Genomic DNA, 18,174 nt, shown 5'->3' with positions numbered 1-18,174 from the left:
CCCAGAACAGTAAAACCAAGGCCTCAACGGTATGCCAAAAATAAAAATGCCGTTCACCTTAAGTGAACGGCATTACTAATATTTAGGGGCTTTTTTTTATATGAAATTTTTGATGGGTAAGTGTTTTAGTAAACAAGATTGACTAAACAAGAGATTAGTGGTTGTTTAGTCAATCATGGAATACTAATTTAATGTGTTTTGGCCTAGTCAGAGCAGCTTTATCGATAAGCAGAGGTTATTAGTAGTCTTTGAAAGTAGTGGGCTTTTTTCGATGAGGTACGAGAATAATGAGTGAAGCATAAAAAAGCCCCCCTTATTACTAAGGAGGGCCGCTTTGCGCTAACAAAACTTCAAGATAAATCTTGCATTAGAAAGCAGTGTTTATAGCTCTCTAGAAGTATAAAGTTCAACGAAAACACGCTGATAGCTAACAACTAGACGCTCGAATAATTTTGTCATAATGGTATCTCCACCAAGATTGATAATAATAAGCGGAGTAAGTCTTTACCGGGCTACATCACCGGGTTAATCAGACTGTCTCCTTAACTTGGTGCTCATTTTAGGCGAGGTCTAATTTTTGATCAAACGAGAAAAATTACACTTTGACATTATTAAAACTTATCCGAAAATGTAGGTCTTGAAATCAATTTCCGCAGGATTTTTTGTAAGGCGTTGTTTTAAATGGCTTTACTGTAGAAATTCAATTTTTGCATTACCTATTTGCACTATGATTACTGTTGCTGGGTTTGTTAAGGAATGGTGTTTTGCAAGGTTAGGTGTGAAATAACTGCTTATTAGCTAAAACTGTCTACTTTGTTCACTTTTGAATCGCTCCTATCATGAGTGTTTTATGCTGTCAACGGTCTTCATGGTGGAACTGTGTGCTTCACCTCAAAACCCGTTGAAACCGAATGCTTTGATTGATTTGAATCAATTTTGAATGGTATAAAAACACTGCGGATAACCTTATTTCGTATTGCAAGTGACTGATATTAACTAATTTGTTTATTCTTTATTTGCGTTTTCGAGAAGGAAGTCACAACGGCCATTAAAAATGTGATCGCAAGCGTGGGCTTGCTAGTGTTTTTGGCTTTAAAATACAAAATTTATGAATTAAACAACGAAGCGCGGTTGAAGTTGGGGTTTTGTAATAAAACCTAACTATTTTACTGCATTAATATTCCTATATAGGCAGTCACTCTCGTTGATGGGGATCTAACGAAAGTGATTTGACGCACCACCTAAGGAGTCACAAATGATTTTAGAAGAGGTTGTTGAGCTGTCGCGTTTTCAGTTTGCGATGACAGCCATGTATCACTTCCTATTTGTTCCCTTGACCTTGGGGTTAGCATTCTTGCTAGCCATTATGGAATCACTTTATGTGATGACCAATAAGCAAATCTATAAAGATATGACCAAGTTCTGGGGTAAGTTATTCGGTATCAACTTTGCACTTGGCGTTGCAACTGGTTTGGCGATGGAGTTCCAGTTCGGAACTAACTGGTCATACTATTCGCACTACGTCGGTGACATCTTTGGTGCTCCACTTGCTATCGAAGGCCTAATGGCGTTCTTCCTAGAGTCTACCTTAGTCGGTATGTTCTTCTTCGGTTGGGATCGTTTCAGTAAACGCCAACATTTGGCGGTAACCTGGTTAGTTGCGCTAGGTTCTAACATGTCAGCATTGTGGATCTTAGTGGCTAACGGCTGGATGCAAAACCCAGTGGGTAGCACATTCAACTACGAAACCATGCGTATGGAAATGACCAGCTGGGGCGAAGTACTCTTTAACCCAGTTGCGCAGGTGAAGTTTGTTCACACTGTAGCGTCAGGTTATGTTGCCGGTGCGATGTTCGTTCTAGCAATCAGTGCTTACTACATCTTGAAGAAGCGTGACTTACCATTTGCACGTCGCTCGTTTGCGATTGCTGCAAGTTTCGGTATGGCATCTATCTTGTCTGTAATCGTTCTTGGTGACGAGTCAGGCTACAAGGTGGGTGAAGTACAACGTGTTAAGTTAGCAGCAATTGAAGCTGAGTGGCACACTGAGCCTGCTCCAGCAGCCTTTACTGCAGTAGGTTTCCCTAATCAGGAAACCCAGCACACTGATTACGCAATCAAAATTCCTTATGCTATGGGTATCATTGCCACTCGTTCACTTGATGAGCAAGTAACGGGTATCAAGGACTTAATTGCAGAGCATGAAGTGCGTATTCGTAACGGTATGGTTGCATACGGTCTGCTTGAGCAATTGCGTAACGGTAATGAAACGCCTGAAGTTAGAGCGGCATTTGAAGACGCTAAAGTTGACCTAGGTTATGGCTTACTACTGAAGCGTTACACTGACAAAGTGACTGACGCAACAGAAGAGCAAATCAAAGCCGCGGCTAATGACTCGATTCCAAACGTAGCACCTATGTTCTGGTCTTTCCGTGTCATGGTTGGTGCCGGTATGGTGATGTTATTAGTGTTTGCTGCTGCATTTTGGCAGAGCACGCGTCATCAAATCGAAGAGAAGAAATGGGTTCTTAAAGCGGCACTTTACAGCTTACCACTACCGTGGATTGCGATTGAGTGTGGTTGGTTTGTGGCTGAGTACGGCCGTCAACCTTGGACGATTTCTGAAGTACTGCCGACATTTATGTCAGCCTCTAGCTTGTCTGTAGGCGATTTAATGTTCAGTATTATTTCTATCACGCTATTTTATTCAATCTTACTAGTGATTGAGCTTTATCTAATGATTAAGTTCGCGCGTATTGGCCCAAGCTGTTTGAAGACGGGTCGCTATCACTTTGAAAAGCTTGATGCCTAAACTGGAGATCTGATTATGTTTGATTATGAAATGTTAAGATTTATCTGGTGGGCACTGATTGGTGTGCTTTTCATCGGATTCGCTGTCACAGATGGCTTCGATATGGGTGTGGGTGCCTTATTACCGATTATCGGTAAAGACGACACTGATCGCCGTATCATGATTAACTCTATTGCACCGCATTGGGATGGTAACCAAGTTTGGTTGATCACCGCGGGTGGTGCATTGTTCGCAGCTTGGCCTATGGTCTACGGCGTGTCTTTCTCAGGTTTCTACGTGGCAATGATGTTAACACTGTTTGCATTATTCCTACGCCCTGTAGGTTTTGACTACCGTTCAAAGATTGAAGATCCAAGATGGCGTAAGTCTTGGGACTGGGCACTGTTTGTGGGTGGTTTTGTTCCGCCACTAATCATCGGTGTTGCGTTTGGTAACTTGCTACAAGGTGTTCCGTTTAACTTTGACGAATACTTGCGTGCGACATACCACGGCGGTTTCTTCGGTTTACTAAATGGCTTTGGTATTCTAGCTGGCCTAGTGAGCGTGAGCATGTTTATGCTACAGGGCTCAACCTGGCTACAAATGAAGACAGAAGGCGAGCTACGCGAACGCGCTGCTAAGATGTCGCAGTTGCTATCTGTAGCACTATTCGTATTCTTCGGCGCTGCGGGTGTGTGGTTAGTGAATGGTATTGACGGTTACGTGATTACTTCAGCTATCGACACGTATGGCGTTTCTGACCCAACCCTTAAAACAGTTGCTGTTGAAGCAGGCGCTTGGTTAGTGAACTACGATAAGTATCCACTGACTATGGCGTTCCCAGTGATTGGCCTACTTATGCCTATTTTAGTATTGCTATGTAGCCGCATTAACCGTTCAGGTTTTGCGTTCTTCTTTAGCTCAGTAGGTATTGCAGCGGTTATTCTAACGTGTGGCGCAGCAATGTTCCCATTCGTTATGCCATCTTCACTAGAGCCAAACGTCAGTTTGACTATGTGGGATTCGACAGCGAGTGAGATGTCACTAACCGTGATGACATGGGCTGCAATCATCTTTGTACCGATTGTACTTAGCTACACTGTTTGGACTTACTTGAAGATGTTTGGTCGTTTATCTCGCGACTTCATCGAAAAGAACAAGACCTCACTTTACTAATAGGAGCCTAGATTATGTGGTATTTTGCTTGGATTTTAGGCGTATTGTTAGCCTGTTCTTTCGGTATTATCAATGCTCTATGGCTTGAAACGACTGAGAATATGGACCGTGACGCTGAAAAAGAAGATTAATCTTTAAACAGTTGAATGGTTAAGTATGAGCCCCGCTAATGCGGGGCTTTTTGTTTTTAAAGAAGGTAGAAACAGGTGCTAGGGAAAGCAGGTTCTAGGAGCTAGGAAAAGCTGAGACGGTGAAAGCTGAGACGGTGAAAGCAAAGACGATGAAAGCAAAGACGATGAAAGCGGAGCGGCCTGCGGCCTTACGGTTGACGGAACGTTCGCTGGCTCACTTACGGAAAGCTAAGATGATACGAGCTAAGATAATACTAGCTAAGATGATGTAAGCTAAAACGGTATAAGCTGGGTAGGCAAGGAGTAAAGCCTAACTCTTGTTTATTGTAGGTTGAGCCTCAGCCCATCAATCTTTTAAGGGTAAGCTGAGATGGTAAAGCAAAGACAATATAAGCTGAGACGGCAAAAGAAGGTGCTAAGAAAGGCTGGTACAGGCTAAGGGAAAGTAAAGGATTACTAGGCTTCAGCCGAAGCCTAGTGGCAGAACATGTCAATGAGTCAATTATTATAGCTCGGCGCGATAGATAAACAGCGAGGTGTCCATTACCATTTCTGATACGGGGGTGTCATTAAACTGCTCAGTTTTTTGGTCGACAATTTGATAGATTTTATCGCCTATTTTGTCTAGCTCTTTGACGCTATAACAATTTTTAGAGGTGCGTAGATCGCAGCCTTTGACCATCAGATCAGTAGTGAAATACGTTGCGTAAACTGCAATTTCATTAACCTTATCATTTTTAGTATGCAGCACTTTTATTTCAGCGACACCATCAATGGTTTCGTCGGTCATCAAGCGGTTTACTGCGCGTTGATACTCTTGCTTATAGGTCGCCGAGTCTTTGCTGACAAACAGATAAGACTCAAAGCCAAACTCTTCCAGTTTATGACCAAGATCTGTGGCAAAGGTTTTACCTACTTCAAAAAGAAAACCATTTGCGGCGGGGCTATCTTCATAGGTGGTATTGAGTCCTTCACCGGCAATGATCAGTAATTTCTTACCCTGGACCGAATTAATTTGCGGACTGGCACAGCCGGCCATAATCAAGATGAAACAAACGATGAAAAAGTTGCGTAACATATAGGTACTCAATATGAATGGTCGTTGTGTTGTATAACAGTATTGTGAAACAACACTGTTATACATGAATGTGGCCGGATTATAGAACGCTGTTAGTTAAAAAATCTAGCAGTTAATCAGTTAAATATATTTAAAATCATAGCTATAGCATGTGTCTTCGGCTTGTTTGAACAAAGAAAAAGGCAGCTCTCTTGGCTGCCTTTGTGACTTCATTGATGAGTCATTGTGCTCTTGGCTGAAACATTACGCCTTAAACACGCTGATCTTAGTATTAATCTCATTGGCAATAGAAGCTAAGCTTTCAGCTGAATCGACACTGTCTCCAGCGCGTTGTTCGCCGTCTCTAGCAAGTTCGGTAATTTGATGTAGATTGCGAGTGATCTCTTCGGCTACAGCACTTTGTTGCTCTGTCGCACTGGCAATACTACTGGCTGTTGTGGCGAGTTCTGCAATGCTGCTGTTGATCTCTATAAGCTGTACAATCGCTTCATTACCTTGAGCGGCAGAGGCATCACCAAGCTCATTACTTTGGTTCATCTGCCCAGCAGTCAGTTTCACTTGAGACTGCAGCTGAGTAATGGTTTTTCCAATCTCGGCTATAGACGTTTGAGTTCGCTGCGCTAGGGTGCGCACTTCATCGGCGACGACGGCAAAACCTCGACCTTGCTCACCCGCTCTCGCCGCTTCAATGGCTGCATTTAGTGCAAGCAGGTTGGTCTGCTCGGCAATGCTGTTAATGACTTCGGTAACTTGGCTGATTGCTTGACTCTCTTTATTGACCACTTCGACACTATTGTGGCTATCAGTCAGTTGATTACTTAGGCTTTGTAGGCCATTAACTAAGTCATTAAGAAGGGCTTGCCCACCTTTGGCTGCATCATCGACTCGCTGGCTCATGCTCGCACCTTCATTTGCATGGTTAGCAACATCGCGTACAGAGGCTGACATCTCTTCGATGGCTGTGGCGATTTGGTCTGTTTGTGCCATTAAGGATTGTGCTTCTTCACCATTTAAACGAGCGGTCTCTTGAGTGTGGTTAGAATGTGTTTGCAGTGCGGTGACCGACTGCTGCAAAGCTAATATAAGTTCCCTGAGATTCGTCGCCATCTTAGCGGTACTGTTAGTGATTAAATCTACCTCATTTTTGCTGTTAGCCTCGCTAGCTGCAAAGTGTTGGGACAGATCGCCCGAACCCAGCTTTTCAAGCTGATTTTGTAATGTTCCAAGTGGTTTGAGAGCTCGAACCAGAACCAAAGACAACAGCAAGGTAATGACCATCATGCCGATTAACGACACGCCCATATTAATGTTGAGTAAGGTAACACTTTCTTCGTTAAGCTCTGCGCCATCCACTTGCCCAATCAGCGACCAGTTCCAGCCTGGGATATCGATGGTATAGGCATAAGCGGTTTCTCCCTTACTATTGGTATATTCCCACGAGCCAAGGTGAGTTAGAGCTTGCTCTAGGGTTATCCCATCAAGGATGTCAGTGTTGACTTTGCTACCAGCAGAGTGCTTTGGATGAGCGACTATGGTGTGGTCTAATTTACGTACTAACAAATAGTGGCCAGACTCTTCTAACTGGAGCTTATTAATCGCACCGCGTAATTGTGCTAATGAACCACTGATATCGAAGCCTATGTATAAAATGCCGATTACGCTGCCACTACTATCTTTAATTGGGCGGTAGATAGTCATGTAGTCTTTACCAAACAGCTGAGCATAACCTTCATAGTCATTGCCCTTTAACATGGCATTATAAGCAGGATGCTGTTTATCAAGGTAGGTCGCTAATGCCCGTTTACCATCAGACTTTTTTAACGAAGTCGAGATGCGGATAAAGTTATCACCTTCGCGAACAAATACGGTTGCGTTGCCGCCAGTTAAGTTAGAGTAGCGGTCGACTTTACTCTTAGAGGCGTTAATTTGCTCCCTTTCATGCCTGAGCGCTGGCGTTTCAACTCCCATGACTCGGACCGTTTTATCTGGTTTATGGAAGTTACCAGGATACATGGCGCGAAACACGTCAGCATTACGCTTGGCGAGCGATAATAGACTTTCGTATTGCAGCTCGATTAAATCTGCAGTGCCTTTGGTTTGAGCCTGCATCGCGCTAATGCCCTTATCTCTTAACACATCTGATGCGGTTAAATAGGAAACGCAGCCAAGAAAGCCAAAAATGAGTACGGTGAGTAATAAAGCAAGCATGCCAATTTGCTTAGCAATCGGCCAATTCTTATAGTTCATACAGTTTCAATTTTTGCTGAGGGTTAAGTCAATGTAATTGAATTCTTTTTAAAAAGAATTGATGCAGGTCTATAAGTTAACCATTGATAACAAATTGGCTAAAGATATCTTTACAGTAAGCAGGATGTGAAATAACTGCGATCGCTAGCTAAGCGTTAAGCTAACGACGATAATGTCTACTGGTTGCATAATAATGAATACATAATAAGGAGAGAAATATGTTGGGTGAAAACCACTTGCTGACCCACGAGTTTCCAGAATACTTGTCAGCGATTATTGAGCTTAAGAGCCGCAATAAAGCATTTTGCGTGTTAGCGAAACGATATCATCAACTCGATCATCAAATTCGTGGTTTTGAAGAAAATGAAGTGCCGACCAGTGATGCGCACTTTATGGCGTTAAAGGCGGAGCGGGTGGCACTTAAGGATCAAATCTATCAGATATTAGTCGCACACTCCAAATTAGCTTAATTGTGCACTTAGCTCTAATGATTAGCTTTGATGATTAGCTTTGATGATTAGCTTTGATGTGTATTAGATTAACTTAGCTTTGATGTTCAACTGCTGTGCTCCCACAGCGACTTCTTATTACACGGCTATATGTTATAGCCGTTAAATCGTGTTTGAATAGTGTTGAAATCTCTTTTTAATCTCACTTGAATACTCATAGCATCAGTCTGAATGCCCTTGAATGAGTCGTTCTTGCAGTACTCTTCTTAATATAACCACTCCCATTACTTATGTGAGTAAGGGAGTGATGCTCAATACCGAGGAACAAACCGTTAACGACTGACTTCGCCACTTGCTAGCGGGGCATTTGGGCTTAGCTGTTTAACTTTCTTAGGCCGCATAATCAAGTAATACATTGTTGGCACCCATACTAATGAAAGTAAGGTCGTCAGTAAGGTTCCGCCAGCTATCGCAATGGCAAAGGGCGGCCAAAAACCGCCTCCTGCAATGATTAACGGCAGGAATCCACCAATGGTTGTAATGGTCGTTGAACCGATATGGCGGCCACAGCTGGAGACAAGTTCGACAATCAAGTGGGTATCGCCATTTCGCGTGGCTGGCACCTCTTCAAGCTCGGCTAAAATGACGATAGCCGCATTAATCGCAAGCCCCATTAAACCTAATAAACCGATAATCACTGTAAAGCCAAACGGATAACCAAATGTATATACCGCGAGTAGGCCTAAGCCTGCAGACTGAATGGCGCTAAATAAAATGATCCCAGTGAGTCTAAACGAGTTGAACGACAATACTACCGTGGCCAACAGCAGAGTGATCACAAGGACCAGATTAGACATTAAGTTGCCTACCGCCTCATTACGTTTAGCACTTTCACCACCGAGCTCTAGGCGGTAGCCACTAGGCAGCTCAATCGCGTCGAGTTTAGCATTCACATTATCCACTACAGTTTGTGGTAACACGCCAGCTGTAATGTAAGCTTCAATCACGTTGACTCGCTGGCCATCACGTCTAGGGATCGCGCCGCGGCTCACCTCAATTTGACTGCTTGAAATCGCCGATAACGGGATACCAGTACCTTGACCCGACACTAGCGTGATAGCCGACAGTTTGGTTTGTTGCTCGCGGGTGCTGTCACCCAATCTAACGCGCACCGGCAGGGATTCAGTTTGCTCCAAAATACTGCCGCCTTTAATACCAGTGGTGGCCATTTCTATCTGTTTAGCGATATCGGTTAATGACAGACCGCTGATTAAGCTGGCGTCTTCATTGATCTGGAACCAGACTTTGGGCGCCCCAGCACTTAGGGTGGCACGGGTATGGATAACATCTTGAGTATCCGATAACGCTTTGCGAACTTGCTCGCCAAGTAGCTTAAGCTGGTCAAGATTGGGGCCAAAAATACGCACCTCTACAGGGGCATTAAATGGTGGACCTTGCTCGAGCTTACGCACAATAATTTGTGCGCCTGGATACTGTTTATCGAGTGAAATTTGCAGCTGAGGGATCAACTGATTTGCGGTAGCAAAATCTCGGGCTTTTACCATAGCCTGGGCATAATTACTCGCCCCTTGCTGGCGCTGTAATAGGTTGTAATAGAAAGAGGGCACATTGCCGCCGACGACCCAATCAATTCGAGTTATGCCATCCGTTTGGCGTAAGTTAGCATCGATTTTTGCCACTTGCGCTCGGGTATTGCTAATACTGGCTTGCGGAGCGAGATAGACTTCAATTTGAAACATATCTCTGTCAGATGGCGGAAAAAATTGCTCGGTCATCTTGCCAGCGGCAATAAAGCCCATCACGGGTAATACGCCGATGACCACAGCTGCTAGCAAAGGGCGTGATAACGCAAGCGTCAATGTTTGCCTAAAGGCATTGCTCATAAAGGGTAAGTTAATACCGTGGTGATACCAGTGAGTGCCTTTGCCATCAGCGCCAAAGCGGCCGGCAAGGCCTGCAATAATCGTATGCGAGATAATAAAAGAGCCGAGTAAGGCAAACATGACCGAGATAGCAATGCCGCCAACAAACTCACCGGCAGCGCCAGGCATTAACACAATTGGCGCAAAGGCGAGCATGGTGGTAATGGTTGAGCCAGCTAAAGGTAACCATAGGTGCTGCAAGGTTTCTTTCACGGCACTGAGACTATCCATGCCTTTTTGGCGGCGCTGAGAGATGGCATCAACAATCACAATGGCGTTATCGACCATAATACCCAGTGCGACCACAAGACCTGTGACCGACATTTGGTGGATTGGTAGGCCAATATATTTCATACAGGCTAAGGTGAAAAGCGCGGTGAGAGGCAATGACAATGCGACTATAAGGGCATTTCTCAGTCCGAGTGTCAGCATCAACACCACTAAGATAATCACAAAGCCTAATAATAAGCTGCCCACTAAATCGCTTAGTCTATCTGTGGTGTAACCTTCTTGGTCAAATAGCCATTCAATCTCGATATTGGCAGGAATACTGCTTTGTAACTCATTAACTGACAGCCTAACTTGTTCAAGCCAAAGGTCGACACGGGTGTTACTGAGCATTCTTGCGGCGACCATCACGCCTTGTTGTTGATCAATGAGTGCAATACTGTTGGCGGGTTCTTTGGGTTGACGACTAATGTGTGCAATGTCACCTAAACGGATTATCTGCCCATTCTCGGTAACTTTTAACGGCACTTGGCCGATGCGTGCAATCGAGTCAAGTTCACCGGAGACTTCGATGAGCGCACGAAAGTTGTCGTTATTGATCTCACCTGCAGATACCTTAGCATCGGCAAGTTGTAAAATTTGTGCGATAGACTGCGCTGATAGGGCTAACTGGTTAACTTTATTACCGTCCAGCTGGACCCAGATCTCTTCAGTTGGTTGGCCATAGATGTTAACAAAATCGGTGCCACTGAGTAGCCGTAGCTGACTTTGCAATTCTTTAGCGTAGCGGTTAAGCATATCGGTACGCACTTCGCCGCCACCGCGCCAAACGATACCGAGTATAGCGGTATTAGCGTAACCGAGTTGGTCGTCAAGAGTGGGATTTTGTGCTGACGCGGGCAGCAGGCCTTTGGCATCGGCGATTAAATCTCGTGCTCTGGACCATACGGGCGCGGTTTCAATCACACTGTCTTTTAATTCAAGTTGGATGACAGAGATCCCGGGTCTTGATGTGGACTGCACCAGCTTTAACTCTTCAAGCCGTCTCAGCTCACTTTCAAGTTCCTCGGTAACTAATGCTTCAACTCGCTCGGCAGAGGCGCCAGGATAATGAGTGATCACCGATGCAAAGCGGTTGGTGATCTCAGGATCTTCCATACGTGGCAGGCTAGATATTGCGCCAAAGCCTGCGACAATCAGCAGGGCTATGATCAGACTGATTAGGCGTCCATTTTCAACTAATGACTTAACCATCTGCGTTACCTCGTCACGAGCTGAGTTTGGCGAGTGACCAATTGACCCGCGACCAGTTTATGTAACCCTTGTGAGACGTATTGTTCATTAGGGCTAACCGCGCCATTGATAAAGGCTTTATCTTTAGCGGTATAGATGATCTCAACATCCCGACGTTCGATGCTAAACAGTGGTTCATCAGTTTGAGTCAGGACATAAATATTCCATAATCCGCGCACACCATCGGTTAATGCACTTATCGGCACCCAATAGCCTTGATTGATGATGGTTTTATCGTAGTTTAAGTAACTTAGCTCACCGTTAATAACATTAGCGTCAGCGGGCAGAGTCAGCCTCACTTCAACTGTGCGAGTCACTGGGTTTAGCTCGGCACCAATACCAGCAATGCTTGCAGGGTAGTGTTGCTGCCTGACTCTTAAGTCGACACCTTGACCTGCCACCAAGTTATTGGCTATTTCGACTGGCACCCCTACATACGCCTGAACATTATTTTGCTCTATGATGGTGAAAACTGGGCTGCCGACACCGATGACCTCACCTAAGTTATGGCTTCGCTTGCTAATAACGCCATCAAAGGGGGCGAGTAAGTCTGACTTTTCAATTTTTAATTGGTTAGCAAGTAATGACGCATGTAAGCGGTTTTTGGCTGCCAGTAAACTGCTCAGTTGGCCTTTGAGTTCATCAAGCTGCTGCTCTGATACATAGCCTTGTTGTTGCAAGCCTAGGCTTCTGTCTAATGTGGCCTTAGCTAAGTCTACGTCAGCTTTGTTTTGCGAGAGACTTGCATCTAACTCATTTTTTTCAGCCATTAACAGGCGAGTATCGAGTTTTGCCAGTAGCTGGCCTTGTTTGACTCTGTCACCACTATCAACGGCTAAGGTATTAATTTTCCCCGCCAGTTCAAAACCTATACCAGTGGTGTTACCAGCACGAATGGTACCTGAAAATTCTTGAACAAATTCATAGCCCTCACTGAGATTTAACACCTCTGCATTAACAGACTGATAACTTGGCGTAGCAGCTTGCTCGACCGATGAGTCCTGGCATGCTGGCAATAGAGTGACTACAACTAAGCTAAGTAGCAGCTTACGACGAGTTATAACTCTTTTGATATTCATTACTTTCAGCCTGTATTGGTAACGCAATTTCGTGCATTAGGTTAAAAATTGGTTAAACTAGACTGCCTAGTCTAGTGATTCAAAACTAGACTGTCCAGTCCATTTGCGTACTAAATGGACTGGGTAGTCCATCTTATGCTTAAATAGCACGAGTGATTTACCAACAAGGCCTACCGCAGGAGTGAAGCCCTTTATGAATTCACCAGTATTGAGTCGAAGTGAGCAAAAGCGTGAGCAGATCTTGCAGGCTGCAAAAGATCTCTTTTGCGAGCAGGGTTTTCCCAATACCAGCATGGATGAAGTGGCTAAGTTAGCGGGGGTCTCGAAACAAACGGTGTACTCTCATTTTGGCTGTAAAGACGATCTCTTCGTTGCATCGATTGAGTCTAAGTGCCTAGTACATGGGGTCAATCAAGAGTTGTTGTCAGATCCATCAACGCCAGAGGCCAGCTTATCTTTGTTTGCCAAACACTTTGGCGAGGTGATAACCAGCCCCGAAGCTGTCACCGTTTTTAAAGCTTGCGTGTCACAAGCTGACTCGCACCCAGAGATCTCACAGTTATTCTATAGCGCGGGGCCTAAGCATATTTTAGGTTTATTGCGAGACTATTTAACACGGGTTTCTACACTTGGTGTGTATGAGTTCAATCATCCTCAGCATTGCGCGGTGCGCCTTTGTTTGATGATTTTTGGTGAGGTACGTATGAGACTTGATCTTGGCTTAGACGTGAGTGATTTACTTGCCGAACGTGAGCAGTACATTAACGAGACGGTAGAGATGTTCTTAAGGGCTTATAAAGTCAGTTAAGGATAAATAACAAGGCGCTTTAGCTCTTTGTTATTAGGGTCGTTCCGCTTTAGTAATAACCGAGCCATTGCGATGAGTGCTCGTGATGAACTAATGCTATGAACGAATGCTATAAACGATTAATTAGATACAAAATGATCCTGTAGCTAAGCTTTATCGTAAGGTAGAGTTGCAATGAACTAGTGTTATTACATGTTGCCTGAATAATGATTAGCTAATGGAGTTAGCAATATGAAAAAGCCTCTGGCAGTGAGCGTACTTGCCTTATCAACATTGATTGTGTCCCCAACAGTATTAGCTAAAGAGAACGGGAAACCATCATCTTATCGACCGAGCCCTTTTACATTAAGTGCTTCAAGGATAACAACGGGCACAGCATCTGTTGGTGATGACGGTAATGAGTTACAGCGTGACCAGTGGATGTTTGATTTTAAAGCTAATATGCGCCTCAGTAAGCAGTGGTCGATAGGTGCGGGTGTTGGTTATGATAATTTAGATTATGATTGGCGCTCGGCACGTCTAAAAGATAGCACTCAAACCTGGGATAAGATTGAACGTTACAAAGCGAGTTTATCTCTCTCTTATCGTCCCAACAAAAACTGGATGTTCATGCTTGCGCCAAAGTTGCAATATGCATATGCCGACAGCGCATCATCGAGTAATGCACAAAGTTATGGTGCCGTGTTATCCGGTATGTATCGTTTTGACTCGGGAAATGTATTAGGTATTGGGGTCGCGTATCTGAATGATATTGATGAAGTTAGAACCGTACCGTTTATTGCAGTTAACTGGCAGATCACTGAAAACTTGAAACTCGGAAATCCATTCTCAGCAGGTTTTAGTGGACCGGCAGGCTTAGAGCTTAGCTATCAGCTGGCATCTGATTGGAACGTCGGCCTTGGGGCATCTAAACGCACTAATCGTTTCTTAATTGCCGATAAACAAAATACTGCAGAAATTGACGAGTGGGTAAGCTTTGCAAGAGTCGGCTGGGATATCTCGCGCTCTGTAAGCGTTAATGCCTATGCGGGGTATTTCTTTAATGGTGAGTTAGAGCTCAATCCGCAAAACAGTGTTGAGGATATCGACAACCAAGGCGCAGCCGCCCTGGATGTCACATTTAAGTTTTAACTATTTATCGTCTACAAGTGGCTGCTATTGGCCCAGCATGGCTTCTTTCAAGCTGTTCTGGGCAGGCTCTTTACCTAACCAGATCTTTAGCAATGCCTGACGAAAGTCTTCACCCGCAATGGTTGCTTGAGCTTGACCATTTTTGTACGCGGTGACGCCGGTAGCTTTATCGGCTAATAAGGTAAATTGGTCACCTTCAACAATTTCAGCGCTAAACAGCCCCATAAATTGCTCGATTTGAGCGGCTATTGGCGTGGTATTGCCGTCAGTTGCATCAGAAAAACCTTCGGTGATGGCATCTTTCATCTTATCGGCGGTGATCATACCCGAAGTGATATTAAGACGAACGGCAGCGCTTGGCGCATCAAGTACCGCTTGGGCAGAGTCGAGGGCTGTTGGCACATATAAGCTACCAACATACAAGTCGATAAAGAACTTACTGCGCACACCTGCGCCATTGAGCACCAATGTTTGGCTGGCGATATTGATTGAGCCATCTAACTGAACGCCAGAAACCTCTTTAGCCTGCAATGACGATGAAACCAACACACTGGTTGCTAATAATAGGGTCGAAATGAACTTCATAATAACCTCGAAATGGTAGGTAACGGCCGGCAATTAGCCACGAGAACCTAACTGGAACTGACCATTTTGGTGAAATAGTGCTGTCTGCTTTTGCTTTGCAGAGATCAGCAGTGGACCATCATCAAAGAACAGGAAAGACTTCCAGTTACGCACAAATACATCCCAGCGAGTTTCAATCACTTGGTACTTGTCGTAACAGAAATATACGGGGGTGTCGTCAGCCCAATCAAAATGCTCGCTAAAACCTTCAGGTAAAGCAGGATCTTCACTATCCCAAGCACTTTGCCAGTGTTCGGTTAACACCCAAGCAGTGTCTTTAGCTGCCCAGTCACCTTTAGTGAACTGTTCTGTGCGGCTACTTTTGTTGCTTATCCACTTATTCCAAACTTCCATTGATGACTTCTGATCAAGCGGCAAAATAAGCGCCTTGTCTTCATCGGTAACAGGAAGGTCTTTATGATTAAAAATCCATTTACGTTTGTATTGTTCAAATGGAATATAAGTATGTGCCAAGCGATGATCTCCAAAAACCAAATCACAGGAAAATTAATGAAGGCGATTATAAAACTTTGTATAGGAATTAGATACCGCAGCTAACAAATGTAGACAGCGGCGCATTCGTCTAAGTGATTTTCGTCAGTTGATTGGCGGCTATCTGGTTCGTAGGGTCTAGATTAAGCACTTGCTGAAAAACATCTTTAGCAGTTTGTATTTGCTCTATTTCAATCAAGAAAGAACCTAATTTTAGCCATACCAAAATATCGTCAGTATATTTATTTAAATAATCCATATAGGTGTTGAGAGCAAACTGAGCTTGCCCCTGAAGCTTGAGTATATGGGCATATTGAGGCAGATAATCATCACTAAAGGTGACTAACTGTTGCAATGCGATTGCTGCAAGTTCTAATTGTCCTAACCTAAGCGCTAATATACTGATTTGTTTGAATTCAACTTCAGTAAATTGCTCTGAACTCAGCTCTAATAAGGTTGATAATGCTTGCTGACTATCACCTTGCAACTCTAGGTAATAGGAATTTGCTAAGTGGTATAGGCGTTTTGCTAAGTCACTTTCAGTGACTCTTGTACTTAATGTGTTAACCATCAAGGCTAGACCTTGTAGGTTTTTATCTAACACCAAGGTAACCAATTTATCGAACACATCTTCTAGTGAGTAACCTGCGGCAAGCTTAGATTTATATCGCTGATGATCGGTTAATTGCAGTTTGAATTCATGAACTAAAGGCTCAGTGGCCTCAAGTTCACCAGGCGTTAGCTCGCGAGGTAAGTGATGTGCCCATACTAAGGCTCGACCGGGTTGATTATCTTGCTGCCACTGTCTAATGAGTTGGGCTAATTCAGTTTGCGGGTTTAGTTCAGCAAGACGTGAATAACAACGTTTTTCAGCCTGTTTGATAATGGTAAGCAGTCGCTCTGATACGCTCACAAATGCTTGATAATAATCGATGCTCATCTGCTCTATCTGGCTTTGAGACCATTTAGAGCTATCAGAGGTAGATAAGAAGCGACTAAATGCCAAGTAGCCATAGAATTTGATGACTTTCGCTATTTTACTATGACGCTTATTAATCTTGTATTCAATTTTCTCCAGCAAGGCTGCATTTTTCGCTTTGTGAACAAGCGTTAAGGCTGATTGCGCTAATTGGGTTATCTCTTGTAAGTCCTTCACAACTTGGCTTACCTGTTTCAAACAATATTGGTAATGTTTTGTTGGTGACACCGTATAACTGTCTACAAAGGCCAATAGTGTTTTATGACAACAGTTCGCAGGTTCGATAATGATGTTATCTAAAGGCAGGTAGTCGATATTAGGAACGACTGCAGCATTGATTGATAAATTAATGACTTTACAATTATCAAGGGTATTAACTTGATACGCTAAGGCTTTCTTTGCTTCAGTTAACTGAAAAATCGTTTCGGCTTTATCTCCAGAATAGGTTTCGACCCATTCACCGATATGCCCCATATTGGGTCCAAGATTAGCCTCAAGCGTTCCACTTGTATGAGTATGGCCTGTTTGTGAATAACAAAAATCAGCTCCGGTTAACAATACTTGGGTAAAGCCGAGTTTTGCTGCTATTTCAATCGCGGCATTGGTGACCGTTGGGCCAACTGAGTCAATATTGCCTTTATCGTCAGTTTCATCCCAAAGTAATCGAGTGCCTGTAAAAAGGTGACGCCCAGACCACTGAGACAGAATGCGTGCGCATACGTGGTAGGAGTGGATCAATAAGCTCGTTTCATGTAGCGCCATCATCTCGCTGTTGACTTCTAGGCTTAATTCTTGAGGATCGACTGAAACAATAATTTGTGGCGCAACGCCTTCTTTAGTGAGTTTTGCAGCTACACGCGAGACGGCAATAATGAACAAATCGTCTCTATTGGCTTTAATCCAGCCTAAATGATCGTCTAAAGAGGGGCCGCCAGCAGTGACAATACAGGTTTTGCCTTGGTACCGATGTTTAAGGATCGATGCCGGAATATGATTCTCGGTTAGGTTCAGTAGTTGCTGTTCAACAAACACTTCTTGGTTAAATGAGCTTTTATGCTCACATCTGGCTTGGTTTACAAGTTTCATTACATCGCTATTTAACTGCGAGTATTCTTGTAAATGCTGACTTTTAACGGCTAGAGATTGATGAACCTGGAGCTTATCTTTAGTGATAAAGATGGGGTTATTACGGCAATTAAGCTCTTCGTTTAATTCATTTATGGAGCAGATGGTTATCTTTTGTTTTAACTCATCGGGAATATCAACACTGAGTACATCTAGGACGGTTTCTAGTTCAACAAATATAAATTGGCTATCTTCAGGGAAGGCTAATTCAAGAACATAGTTAGCCAGTAATCCAGAATCTAGACCTATGATAATGTGGAGTTGATTTTCTCGTGTAAACGACGCTTTAAACATTTTGTCAAAATGGGTCTTTGAATCAACTTTTTCAAAGGCTTGGCGGTTTACACTAGGTAAGTAGTATTCATTAAACTGACTTATCGCAAAAGTATTAAAGGTATTTAGATTAGCGCTTTGCATTTTGTCCTCAGTGTATTCATCTTGAGTGCTTAGAAACCGTTATAGCACGAGCATTACAACTAGAAAGTCGGTATGCTTGGGCGAAGCAATTTTAATACCACATTTTTATGTAAGCAGTGCTAAATTGCCATGATATAGCTTAATTAGTGGTATAAATAAGCAATTTTAGTTATTCGATTGAGT

The 18,174-nt window shown here is 43.7% G+C and carries 13 protein-coding genes; 6 read left to right on the top strand and 7 right to left on the bottom strand.

From position 1 onward, the window contains the following. Nucleotides 1-1,255 precede the first annotated feature (1,255 nt). From ACVBJC_RS10845 to cydX, 3 genes are read left to right on the top strand one after another with little or no spacing between them, the layout of a single operon-like run. Nucleotides 1,256-2,812, top strand: a complete 1,557-nt coding sequence (locus tag ACVBJC_RS10845; protein ID WP_447161462.1) for a cytochrome ubiquinol oxidase subunit I — start codon at nucleotides 1,256-1,258, stop codon at nucleotides 2,810-2,812. 15 nt (nucleotides 2,813-2,827) lie between these two features. Then, nucleotides 2,828-3,967, top strand: coding sequence for a cytochrome d ubiquinol oxidase subunit II (gene cydB / locus ACVBJC_RS10840; protein ID WP_447161461.1), 1,140 nt, complete (start codon nucleotides 2,828-2,830; stop codon nucleotides 3,965-3,967). A gap of 14 nt (nucleotides 3,968-3,981) precedes the next feature. Continuing rightward, nucleotides 3,982-4,098 carry a cytochrome bd-I oxidase subunit CydX gene (cydX, locus tag ACVBJC_RS10835; RefSeq protein ID WP_447161460.1) on the top strand — a complete coding sequence of 39 codons (117 nt, stop codon included), beginning with the start codon at nucleotides 3,982-3,984 and terminating at the stop codon, nucleotides 4,096-4,098. A gap of 505 nt (nucleotides 4,099-4,603) precedes the next feature. On the opposite strand, the gene ACVBJC_RS10830 is transcribed toward cydX, so the two are convergent. Together ACVBJC_RS10830 and ACVBJC_RS10825 are read right to left on the bottom strand one after the other, a co-directional pair. Further along, entirely contained in the window at nucleotides 4,604-5,176 is a 573-nt protein-coding gene (locus ACVBJC_RS10830; RefSeq protein ID WP_447161459.1) for a hypothetical protein, read from the bottom strand. A 243-nt stretch (nucleotides 5,177-5,419) separates the two neighbouring features. After that, on the bottom strand, nucleotides 5,420-7,423 hold the full coding sequence (locus tag ACVBJC_RS10825; RefSeq protein ID WP_447161458.1) for a methyl-accepting chemotaxis protein: 2,004 nt from the start codon (nucleotides 7,421-7,423) through the stop codon (nucleotides 5,420-5,422). A 218-nt stretch (nucleotides 7,424-7,641) separates the two neighbouring features. Here ACVBJC_RS10825 and ACVBJC_RS10820 point away from each other — a divergent pair, with 218 nt between their 5' ends. Further along, a complete protein-coding gene (locus ACVBJC_RS10820; RefSeq protein ID WP_447161457.1) occupies nucleotides 7,642-7,893 on the top strand; it encodes a YdcH family protein in 252 nt (83 codons plus the stop codon). Nucleotides 7,894-8,204: 311 nt separating this feature from the next. On the opposite strand, the gene ACVBJC_RS10815 is transcribed toward ACVBJC_RS10820, so the two are convergent. Together ACVBJC_RS10815 and ACVBJC_RS10810 are read right to left on the bottom strand one after the other, a co-directional pair. Further along, nucleotides 8,205-11,297, bottom strand: a complete 3,093-nt coding sequence (locus ACVBJC_RS10815) for an efflux RND transporter permease subunit (RefSeq protein ID WP_447161456.1) — start codon at nucleotides 11,295-11,297, stop codon at nucleotides 8,205-8,207. 5 nt (nucleotides 11,298-11,302) lie between these two features. Next, on the bottom strand, nucleotides 11,303-12,415 hold the full coding sequence (locus ACVBJC_RS10810; protein ID WP_447161455.1) for an efflux RND transporter periplasmic adaptor subunit: 1,113 nt from the start codon (nucleotides 12,413-12,415) through the stop codon (nucleotides 11,303-11,305). Nucleotides 12,416-12,608: 193 nt separating this feature from the next. On the opposite strand from ACVBJC_RS10810, the gene ACVBJC_RS10805 reads away from it, so the two are divergent. Together ACVBJC_RS10805 and ACVBJC_RS10800 are read left to right on the top strand one after the other, a co-directional pair. Beyond that, a complete protein-coding gene (locus ACVBJC_RS10805) occupies nucleotides 12,609-13,223 on the top strand; it encodes a TetR/AcrR family transcriptional regulator (protein ID WP_447161454.1) in 615 nt (204 codons plus the stop codon). 231 nt (nucleotides 13,224-13,454) lie between these two features. Next, complete coding sequence (locus ACVBJC_RS10800; RefSeq protein WP_447161453.1) at nucleotides 13,455-14,354, top strand: autotransporter outer membrane beta-barrel domain-containing protein; 900 nt, start codon at nucleotides 13,455-13,457, stop codon at nucleotides 14,352-14,354. 24 nt (nucleotides 14,355-14,378) lie between these two features. Here ACVBJC_RS10800 and ACVBJC_RS10795 read toward each other — a convergent pair whose 3' ends face one another. From ACVBJC_RS10795 to ACVBJC_RS10785, 3 genes are all read right to left on the bottom strand, one after another. Then, on the bottom strand, nucleotides 14,379-14,939 hold the full coding sequence (locus ACVBJC_RS10795) for a chalcone isomerase family protein (protein WP_447161452.1): 561 nt from the start codon (nucleotides 14,937-14,939) through the stop codon (nucleotides 14,379-14,381). A 33-nt stretch (nucleotides 14,940-14,972) separates the two neighbouring features. Continuing rightward, nucleotides 14,973-15,452, bottom strand: a complete 480-nt coding sequence (locus ACVBJC_RS10790; RefSeq protein ID WP_447161451.1) for a DUF2947 domain-containing protein — start codon at nucleotides 15,450-15,452, stop codon at nucleotides 14,973-14,975. 109 nt (nucleotides 15,453-15,561) lie between these two features. Next, complete coding sequence (locus ACVBJC_RS10785) at nucleotides 15,562-17,991, bottom strand: 6-hydroxymethylpterin diphosphokinase MptE-like protein (protein WP_447161450.1); 2,430 nt, start codon at nucleotides 17,989-17,991, stop codon at nucleotides 15,562-15,564. Between the last annotated feature and the right edge of the window lie 183 nt (nucleotides 17,992-18,174).

The sequence above is a fragment of the Shewanella sp. 0m-6 genome (genome assembly GCF_052977325.1).
The sequence above is the reverse complement of the archived record's forward strand: the minus strand, read 5'-3'. Positions and strand labels throughout refer to the sequence as shown.